The sequence below is a fragment of the Aquisalimonas lutea genome (assembly GCF_030409225.1).
Taxonomy (GTDB): Bacteria; Pseudomonadota; Gammaproteobacteria; order Nitrococcales; family Aquisalimonadaceae; genus Aquisalimonas; species Aquisalimonas lutea.
This window is the reverse complement of record NZ_JAUFPK010000001.1, coordinates 240,180-249,237: the sequence shown is the minus strand read 5'-3', so window position 1 is coordinate 249,237 and position 9,058 is coordinate 240,180. Positions and strand designations below refer to the sequence as shown.

Genomic DNA, 9,058 nt, shown 5'->3' with positions numbered 1-9,058 from the left:
CGGGGGCAACCCGGCGGGACCCCGCGACTACTCGGCCAGGACGATGCGGTTGCGGCCCTGCTCCTTTGCCCGGTACAGGGCGCTGTCCGCGGCCAGGGTGATCCGGTCGCGGGTTTCGTGGGCGGGGAAGGCGGCCACGCCGGCGCTGAAGGTCACGCGGAAGGGGCCATCGTGGCCGTCGTGATAGAGGCTGGCGAAGCTGCGGCGAATGCTCTCCAGGGCGCCGGCTGCGCTTTCGGCATCGGCGTCGGGCATGATGATGGCGAACTCCTCGCCGCCGTAGCGGCCGATGGCGTCGGAGCGGCGCAGCCGCTGCTGCAGCAGGCGCGCCAGACTGCGGAGCACGGCATCGCCGGCCGGGTGGCCGTGGCTGTCGTTGACCGCCTTGAAGTGGTCGATGTCCAGCATGACGAACGCCAGCGTACCGCCGCGGCGCCGGGTCCGGTTGACCTCGTTGTCCAGCTCTTCCTTGATGCGGGTATGGTTGAGCAGCCCGGTAAGGTTGTCCGTGACCATGAGGGAGCGCAGGGTCCGTGCCCGCTCGGCACGGATGGCCACCGAGCGGATCAGGTGGCCGGGCTCGATGGGCTTGACCAGGAAATCGTCGCCGCCGCGGCTCATGGCATCCAGCTGGCGGTCCACCTGGGTCTCCGATGACAGGAACACGATGGGGATGCTGGCGTAGCGCGGTACCTGCCGGACGACCCGGGCGAGCTCGTGGCCGTTGCACTGGGGCATGTACATGTCCATCAGGATCAGGTCCGTGGACTCCTCCTGCAGGGTATCGAGAACCCGCAGGGGATCGGCCACCGTACGCACGCGCATTCCGGCCTGCTCCAGGATGGAGGCGAAGTAGGTGGCCTGCGTCCGGCTGTCCTCGACCAGGAGGATGCTCAGCGGCTCCGGCGGCGTGGCCGGCGCGAACTGCTCCAGCTGGTCGATGAGGTCATGGGTGCTCACCGGCTTCACCAGGTAGACCTGGATGCCGGCCCGGGCGGCGTACAGCCGGTAGGTCATGCCGCCGGAGGAGCTCAGCGCCAGGACGGGCAGGTTGTCCCCGGCCGCCCGGCGCAGCGGGGCCGGGAGCTGGCCCAGTACCGAGTCGTTGGGCAAGTGATCGTGGTCGACAATGACGGCCAGGGGCACCACCCGCCGGACTTCGTCCAGCAGGCCCGCGTCGTCCGCCGCCAGGACGACGGTGTAGCCGAAGTGCTCCAGCTGGCGGATCAGCTCCTGGATGCCGTGGTCGCCGTCGTCCGCCAGCAGGCAGATGCGGCCGTGGGCGACCGGCGTGTGCTCCTCGGTTTCCGCCGCGCGCTCACGCTCCTCGTGGGCCCGGTCCAGGGCCTCGATGTAGTTGTTCACGGTGGACCGGAACTCGCGGGTAACCGTCTCCTCACCGCTGACTACGGGTTCGCACAGCAGCCCGACCATCACGGCCAGCTCGGCGATGCGCGGCTCGCCCGCCGCCCGGGCGGTATCCGCCAGCGCTGCCGCCCGTTCATGGACGCGGCCGATGCCGTCGCCGCTGTCGGCGACCTGGTCCCAGGCCCGGTGGAGCCCGGCAATATCGACGGCGCTCCCCGGCCGGCCCCCCGGCGGTGTTCCCCCTGATGTCCCTGTCATCACACGATCCTTGTTCCTGCCCTGCCGACCTGGTTCCCTGTAATCCGATCTCGCTGCCTCGCCGTCGCGCGCGCTACGCCGCCGGACCGACGACTTTGCCTCGATGCCCCAGAGGGCAGGCAAAATCCAACGAACCTGGGTTACAGGAAACCAGGATAATCGATCCCCTGAACGTCGCCCGTGATCCATGTCGCGGGGTGGAGCAAACGGGAGGCCCGCTGTGTCCAGCAAGGAAACACGTTCCGGGCTCCGGGGCGTCCCGGGCCTTCTGCGGTCGCTTCTGATCTACTGGCGCCCGGGGCGCCAGCAGGCCCTGCGGCGGATGTACCGACCGTGGATCCGGCCGGGTGCCCTGGTCCTGGACATCGGCGCCCATCTGGGGGACCGTACCATGGCTTTCGCGGGCCTGGGGGCGCGAGTGGTGGCGCTGGAGCCCCAGCCGCTGATCCGCCGGTGGCTGCAGCGCATCGCCGGCCGTCATCCGGCGGTCACCATCCGTCCGGAAGCCGTCGGCGCCGCCTCCGGGCAGGCCGTCCTGGCCGTAAGCCTATCCCATCCCTCCGTGTCGTCCATGAGCGCCCCCTGGCGATCGGCGGTGCACGCGGCCAACGCCGGTTTCGGGCGGGTGACGTGGCCCGGGACGGTCACCGTTCCCGTGGTCACTCTGGACCAGCTCATCCGGGAGTACGGCGAGCCGGCGTTCTGCAAGATCGACGTCGAGGGCTACGAGGCCCAGGTGCTTGCCGGGCTGAGCCGCCCGCTGGCGGCGCTGTCGTTCGAGTTCGTCGCCGGCGGCCTGGACATCGCCCGGTCCTGCGTGGCGCGTCTCGGGCAGCTCGGCGCGTACCGCTTCAACGTCATCATCGGCGAGGGCCGGCGGTATCGATGGCCGCACTGGCACGACGGCGCGGATATCGATGCCTGGCTCGCGGGCGGCGCGGACGGGGCGGCCTCGGGGGATATCTATGCGTTGCGCGCTGATGGGGCGGAGGCGGGTCGCGACTGACCCTGCGACGGCGGACGGCTCGCATGGCTGTGGGAGCGGCTTCAGCCGCGACTTCCCGCAGCGCCCCGGGCCCTGGATTCGGGGCTGAAGCCCCTCCCACGGTCGCGACCCCTGCGATCCCGCCCGCACCCACGCGGGCCCGGACGCCTCTTGCATTCGGACGCCCGCCCCCGGCGGATCACTCGTCCGGCAGCGCCCGGGCGAAGAGCTCGTCCAGCCAATGGCCGGAACGTTCCGCCTTGGTGTTGAGGTAGCGCACGTTGTGGGGGTTGAGCGAGCCGTGCAGGGGCTGGCGGTCCGCGACGGTGATGCCGCCTTCCTCCAGGGCGCCGATCTTGAGGGGGTTGTTGGTGAGCAGCGAGACGCGCTCGACGCCCACGTGCCGGAGCATGGCCACGGCCGCGTCGTAGTGGCGCTCGTCCGCGCCGAATCCCAGGGAGCAGTTCGCCTCCAGGGTGTCCATGCCGGCATCCTGGAGATTGTAGGCGCGCAGCTTGTTGGCGAGCCCGATGCCGCGGCCCTCCTGGGCCAGGTACAGCAGCACGCCGCCCCCGGCGGCATCGATGGTGCGCACGCTGTTGCGCAGCTGCTCGCCGCAGTCGCAGCGCAGGCTGCCGAACAGATCGCCCGTGAGGCAGGCCGAGTGCATCCGGATGGGCACCGGGTCGGGCCACTGCCCGCGTTCGCCGATGACGACCGCAACGTGCTCGTGCAGCCCGTTGGCCTCGCGGAACAGCAGGAACCGGGTGTTGTCGGCATCGGCCAGCGGGACGCGGGCATCGCTGACATGCACCGGATCGAGCCAGGGCGTGGTCGGAACCGTGAGCGCCTCGTCCGCGGTGACGTGAAGAATGGTGCCGTCGCTCTCCAGGCGATCGAGCCCGGTCGCGTCCGTGCCCCGGGCGCGGATGGTGATCACCGCGGGCAGCAGCTTCCCGGCGCGCGCCATGTGCGTGGCCGCATATTCGGCGCGGGCGGCGGGCACCGTTGTCGGGTGCAGCGAATGGTCCGCGGGGTCGCTGCACACGGCGGTGGCCAGCGCATGGATGTCCGCGGTGGCGGCGTCCTCGCGCAGCGCCAGGCGTACCGCCGGCGCGTCCCCGGGGTCGAGATCCAGGGTGCGTGCGCGGTTGGCCGTAATGACGAGCGCCGGGGCCCCGTTGCACATCCCGCGCAGGCGCGCCAGGCTTTCCTCCGTGAGGCTCTCCACGGCCAGCGTCAGCACGTCGCACTCGCCGTCGGTGATGCGTACCGGCTGCCCGCGGCGGAGATCGAAAATGGCACGTTCAGCCTGTTGCATATGTTCTGTCGAATCCTTGTACTGATGTGCTTCGATCCACCGCAGTGTACCGTAAGTTTGACAGCCGTTCCTCCGGACGCGATGCGGCCGGGGGGCAGGGAGACCGATCTTGGACCCGATTGACGCCGCCACTGCGTGGGACCTGATTCGCCGGTGCAAGGCCCGTTGCCCCGGCACGGACGACGACGTACTGCGCGCCGGCGGCGAGGACGCCATCCGGGTCCTGCCGGGTGGCCACTGGAAGCCCCTGCTGCCGGTGAATGCCGAGGCACACCATTTATTCGACCTCTACCTGCCGCTGGCGGTTCAACCTTGCTATGCCATCGCCCAGCTCGGCCAGAGCCTGGATGGCCACATCGCCACGGACTCCGGCCACTCGCGATTTGTCACCGGCGCCGAGGACATCCGTCATCTGCACCGGCTGCGCGCACTGGCGGATGCCGTGGTGGTCGGCCCCGGGACAATCGTCGCGGACAACCCGCGCCTGACGGTGCGGGAAGTCCCGGGGGACCAGCCGTTGCGCGTGGTCCTCGATCCGCGCAACCGGCTGGACACCGGCTTCCGGCTGTTCCGGGACGGCGCCGGGCCGACGCTGCTGATCCGCAGCCGCGCCGAGCCCGAGCCCGGCGGGGAGACGCAACGGGCCGTGCTCCCGGCGGGCGAGGACGGTTTCGCCCCGGGGGAGGTCCTCGCCCTCCTGCGGCGGCACGGCCGGCAGCGGGTGCTCATCGAGGGCGGCGGGCAGACGGTGTCGCGGTTCCTCGCCGCCGGCGTGCTGGATCGCCTGCACGTCACCGTGGCACCGGTGGTGATCGGCTCCGGGCGCCCCGGCCTGAGCCTGCCGCCCATCGCCACCATGGACCAGGCCATGCGGCCGGCGTGCCGGAACTTCCGCCTCGGCGACGACGTGCTGTTCGATTTCCTGCTTTCCGGGATCTTCACCGGTCGCCCCGCATCCGGCGGGGACTGAGGCACAGGGCCCCGGGCAGGTTGCCCAGCAGAACCAGCACGCCGTAGGCCACGGCGATGGCGGCGCCCTGGGCCGGGTCCAGCCCGGCCGCCGCCCACACCAGCGCCGCGGCACCCTCGCGCAAGCCCCAGCCGGCGACGGTGACCGGCACCAGCATGGCCAGGAGTACGACGGGAACCAGGGGCAGCAGCGTGGCCCCGGCAATGTCCGCGCCAATGACCCGGGCGGCCGCGTAGTAGACTGCGAGGTAGGTGGCGACGACCAGGGCCGAGCTCAGCAGCTGCACGGGCAGCGCCGCCCGGGCCACGAGGGCCTGCCGGACCGCCGGCAGGAAGCCGCCGGCGCCCGTGCCGGGCGGCTCGGGCAGCCACCTGGCGGCCACCAGCGCGCCCGCTGCCGTCGCTGCCGCCGCCGGCCAGGCGATGCCCGGAGGGACCAGGCCGCCCAGGGTCAGCAGCGCCGGGGCGGCGAGCAGCGCCATGACCGCTTGACCCGAGGCCCGCTCCAGCGCCACCGCGTAGACGGCGGCGGCCGCGGATCCCGAGCCGCGGGCGTGCCGCCAGGCCCGGGAGACGTCCCCGAGCACGCCGCCCGGGAGGACCTGATTGACGAAGCCGGCCAGCAAATACTCGCGCACGGCCGTCCCCCGGGGCAGGTCCACGCCCAGGCGGTGCGCGGTGAAACGCCAGCGCCACGCCGAGATGCCGTGCTGCACAAGCATGAGCAGCAGCGCTAGGGCGGTCCAGCCCGGGTGGAATGCATGCAGATGGCCCAGCAGGCGGTCGGTATCCACCACGGTCGCCACCGCCACCAGCAGGGCGATGCTCACGGACAGCCGCAGCAGCAGGCCGGTGCGGCGTGTCATGGCGGCCCGGGAGGCAGTGCCAGCAGGTCGACGTGGCCGACCCGCAGCGAGGGCGTGCCCGCCGCGACGGCGTCGCGGCGGCTGCGCGCCCAGGCCTTCAATCGCGGCGCCTGCTCCGGAGCCTGCTCGCGGGCGGCGTGCAGCCAGCCCTCCACCAGGGCGTGCTGGAGGGGGGCACGGGCCGGCGGCAGCGACCACGGGCTCGCCCGCAGCCAGGTGGTGAACCCGTGCGCGCGGAAGCAGGCCTCCGCCGCCGCTCCGGCCTCGGGTCCCAGGGCGGGGCCGAAGCCCTTGTCGCGACGCTGGTGGCAGTTGACGAGCTCGCGGACCATCTCGTCGTCCGGGATGCCGGGCTGCCAGTGGATGGTCCCGTCGTAGCTCAGCGCCAGGAGGACCGCGCTTGCCTGCTGCCGGCAGGCGCCGGCGAGCGCGTCCAGCCACGGTTGCGAGACCAGGTCCAGCAGGGCCGAGGCGGTCACCAGGTCGGCAGCGCGGGCGCCCGGTAGCGGGGTCGCTGCGAGATCCGCCGCCATGCACTGGACCTGCACGTCGGGTCCCGGCGCGCGAGCCCGGGAAAGCAGTTCCGCGTCATGGTCGACCAGGGTCCACGACTGCGGCCCCGGCAGGCGCGGCGCCAGGTAGCGCAGGTTGGCGCCGGTACCCGCGCCCAGGTCCGTGATCTGCAGTGGCCGCTCGCCCAGGTGCGCCCGCAGCGGGGTCAGCAGCGCCTCGGCCCGGGCGTCGCGATCGGCGGCCTCGCGCAGGGCGAGCCAGTCGGCGGCGAAACGGTCGCTCACGACAGCGCCTCCACGGCCCGGGCGAACTGCCCGGCGGCCCGGGGCCAGTCCGGAAGGCCCGCGGCGTGGCGCCGGGCCGCCTCGGCGGCCGCCGCGCGGGCGGCGGGATCCTGCAGCAGCTCGTCCAGTGCCCGGGCCAGCGCGCGGTGATCGCCGGGCGCGACCAGCCGGCCGGCGTCCGCCGGCACCGTCCGGGGGATGGCGCCGCCGGTGGTGCTGACCACGGGCAGCCCCCTGGCCAGGGCCTCGGTCAGGGCCATGCCGTAGCCCTCGTAGCGCGACGGCAGCACGAAGATCGATGCCCCGGCAAGCAGGGCATCCAGTGCCTCCGGCGGGCACTGTCCGGCGAGCGTGATGCGATCGCCCAGGCCGGTTGCCCGGATGCGTTCGCGGACGCCGGCGGCGAAGGCCGGATCGGCGTCGGTGCACCCGGCCAGGGTGCAGGTCCAGTGTCGCTGCGCCAGCGTCGCCAGGGCGGCGACCAGCACGTCCTGCCCCTTGCGGGGCGTGAGGCTGCCCACGCACAGCAGTGCCGGCGGTGCGCCCGGGCCCGGTCCGCGGGCGGGCGCGGCCGGTGCGGTTCCGGGCTCGGCGATGCGGATGCGCCCGGCCGGCAGGCCGAGCGCCTGCAGGCGCTCGGCGGTGAACGCGCTGGTGACGATGACCCCGCGGCAGGCGTGCAGGGCCCGCGGCTCCCGCTCAAGGAACCGCTGCCGGGTGGTCGCGTCCACGCCGGTCTCGTCGGCCAGCGGGTGGTGCACCAGTGCTAGCAGACGCAGCCGCCCCGCGTGGCGGATGGCCGTGTCCGGCTGGTCGCCCAGGGCGAGGCCGTCGACGACGGCGACGGCGCCGTCGGGGACCGCGCCCAGGGCGGCGTGCAGCGCGTCCCGGGCGACGGCATCGGCGTCCGGGAAGCGCCCCGGCAGCTCGTGGACGGGCACCACCGTGCCCGCCGCGCGCGCGGCCGCGATCATGCGCGCGTCGTAGAGCGTGCCCCCGGTGCACGCCTCCAGGGATCCGGGGACCAGGAAGTGCAACGCCTCCGTCACGCCGGTGCGCCCGGGGTGTCGTCGCCCAGCGCGGCCTCGTAGCAGGCCCAGGCGACGTGGGATTCGTGCAGGGTGACCGCCATGTGGGTAACGCCCCGGGCCTGCTCGCCCAGGCGGCCGTCGCGGATGGCCGCCGCCAGGCGCGCGAAGATCGTCCCGGCGAGAAACTCCGTGGTGGTGTTCTGGCCGGCCAGCGCCGGGTCGTCGTCCAGGTTGGCGTAGTTCAGCGGCGCGAGCGTGGCGCGGAGCTGCTCCGTGGCCCGGCCGATATCCACCACCAGGTTGTCGCGGTCCAGGTGCGGCCGCCGGAAGGTGACATCGACCAGATAGGTGGCCCCGTGCAGCCGCTGCGCGGGGCCGAACACCTCGCCGCGGAAGCTGTGGGCGATCATGATGTGCTCGCGAACGGTCAGGCTGTACATGGCTCGGTATCCTCAACGGTAGCGGATGCGGTGGCACAGGATGCCGTCGGGGGCAGCGGCGAGCGCGGGCATGCGTGCCGGCAGCTCGCCGAAGGTGCTCTCCCCCGAGATCAAGGCGTCCAGCGCCGGGTCCGCGAGCAGGCTCAGCGCCAGCCGCAGCCGCCGTGCGGTGTCCCAGCGGGGCTGGCGGTCCGGCGGGACCCGGCCCACCTGGCTGCTGCGCAGCTGCAGGCGCCGGGAGTGGAACGCCTCGCCCAGGGGCGCGGCGACAGGCTCGTCGCCGTACCAGCTCAGCTCCACCACCCGGGCCTCGACGCCGGCGCAGGCCAGCGCCGAGGCCAGGCCGGCGGCCGTGCCGCTGGCATGGAAGACCCGGTCCGCCGGCGCCTCCGGCGCTGCCGTCGCGAAGGCGACGCCCAGGCGGCGGGCGCTGTCCTCCCGGGCGGCGACCGGGTCCACCAGTGTCACCCGGGCCCCCGGAAGATCCCGGCACAGCCAGGCGATGAGGTGGCCGATGACACCCGCACCGATGACCGTGACGGTATCCCCGGGACCGGGGAGGCCGTCCCATACAGCGTTCAGGGCGGTCTCCATGCCGGCGGCGAGCACGGCGCGCTCCGGGGGAATACCGTCCGGCAGCGGGGTGACGGCATCGGCCGGCACCACGTAATAATCCTGGTGCGGATGCAGGCAGAACACGGTCCGGCCCGCCAGCCCGGGCGGCCCGTCCACGACTTCGCCGACGCTGATGTAGCCGTAGGCCACCGGTCCCGGGAAGTCTCCCTGCTGGAAGGGCGCGCGCATGGCCTCGCGCTGGCTGGCCGGTACGCGGCCGTGGAAGACCAGGCTCTCGGTGCCGCGGCTGACGCCGGAGTACAGCGCCCGGACCAGCACCTGGTCCGGGCCGGGGCGTTCCAGGGGCACGGAGACCAGGGCGCCGCGGCCCGGCTCCAGGATGCGGAACTGGCGTGCTGTCGTCGGGGGGCTCACCTCTGCCTCCACCTGCATGGGCGCATGGTAGGA

At 73.2% G+C, this 9,058-nt stretch carries 9 protein-coding genes; 2 read left to right on the top strand and 7 right to left on the bottom strand.

Annotated features, from left to right (window positions below; translation table 11 throughout):
* Positions 1–27: 27 nt before the first annotated feature.
* The gene (locus QWY84_RS01200) at positions 28–1,626 is read right to left on the bottom strand and encodes a GGDEF domain-containing protein (RefSeq protein WP_290200616.1); all 1,599 of its coding nucleotides are present in this window, start codon (positions 1,624–1,626) and stop codon (positions 28–30) included.
* 220 nt (positions 1,627–1,846) lie between these two features.
* Between QWY84_RS01200 and QWY84_RS01195 the strand changes: the two genes are divergently transcribed.
* Positions 1,847–2,632 carry an FkbM family methyltransferase gene (locus QWY84_RS01195; RefSeq protein ID WP_290200615.1) on the top strand — a complete coding sequence of 262 codons (786 nt, stop codon included), beginning with the start codon at positions 1,847–1,849 and terminating at the stop codon, positions 2,630–2,632.
* A 178-nt stretch (positions 2,633–2,810) separates the two neighbouring features.
* Here QWY84_RS01195 and ribA read toward each other — a convergent pair whose 3' ends face one another.
* Positions 2,811–3,932, bottom strand: a complete 1,122-nt coding sequence (ribA, locus tag QWY84_RS01190) for a GTP cyclohydrolase II RibA (RefSeq protein ID WP_290200614.1) — start codon at positions 3,930–3,932, stop codon at positions 2,811–2,813.
* Between the two features lie 109 nt (positions 3,933–4,041).
* On the opposite strand from ribA, the gene QWY84_RS01185 reads away from it, so the two are divergent.
* A complete protein-coding gene (locus QWY84_RS01185) occupies positions 4,042–4,902 on the top strand; it encodes a RibD family protein (RefSeq protein WP_290200613.1) in 861 nt (286 codons plus the stop codon).
* Here the strand turns inward: QWY84_RS01185 and QWY84_RS01180 are convergent.
* Genes QWY84_RS01180 through QWY84_RS01160 form a run of 5 tightly spaced genes read right to left on the bottom strand, consistent with a single transcriptional unit; the run spans position 4,871 to position 9,025 of the window.
* Positions 4,871–5,767 (bottom strand): lysylphosphatidylglycerol synthase transmembrane domain-containing protein, encoded by an 897-nt coding sequence (locus QWY84_RS01180; RefSeq protein ID WP_290200611.1) that lies wholly within the window; start codon positions 5,765–5,767, stop codon positions 4,871–4,873. The genes QWY84_RS01185 and QWY84_RS01180 overlap by 32 nt on opposite strands.
* Positions 5,764–6,564 (bottom strand): class I SAM-dependent methyltransferase, encoded by an 801-nt coding sequence (locus QWY84_RS01175; RefSeq protein ID WP_290200610.1) that lies wholly within the window; start codon positions 6,562–6,564, stop codon positions 5,764–5,766. The genes QWY84_RS01180 and QWY84_RS01175 overlap by 4 nt, the downstream gene beginning before the upstream one ends.
* The gene (locus tag QWY84_RS01170; RefSeq protein WP_290200609.1) at positions 6,561–7,613 is read right to left on the bottom strand and encodes a glycosyltransferase family 4 protein; all 1,053 of its coding nucleotides are present in this window, start codon (positions 7,611–7,613) and stop codon (positions 6,561–6,563) included. Before QWY84_RS01170 ends, QWY84_RS01175 begins: the two co-directional genes overlap by 4 nt.
* On the bottom strand, positions 7,610–8,035 hold the full coding sequence (locus QWY84_RS01165) for a 6-pyruvoyl trahydropterin synthase family protein (protein ID WP_290200607.1): 426 nt from the start codon (positions 8,033–8,035) through the stop codon (positions 7,610–7,612). The genes QWY84_RS01170 and QWY84_RS01165 overlap by 4 nt, the downstream gene beginning before the upstream one ends.
* Before the next feature lie 12 nt (positions 8,036–8,047).
* Positions 8,048–9,025 carry a zinc-dependent alcohol dehydrogenase gene (locus QWY84_RS01160; RefSeq protein ID WP_435372970.1) on the bottom strand — a complete coding sequence of 326 codons (978 nt, stop codon included), beginning with the start codon at positions 9,023–9,025 and terminating at the stop codon, positions 8,048–8,050.
* Positions 9,026–9,058: the final 33 nt, after the last annotated feature.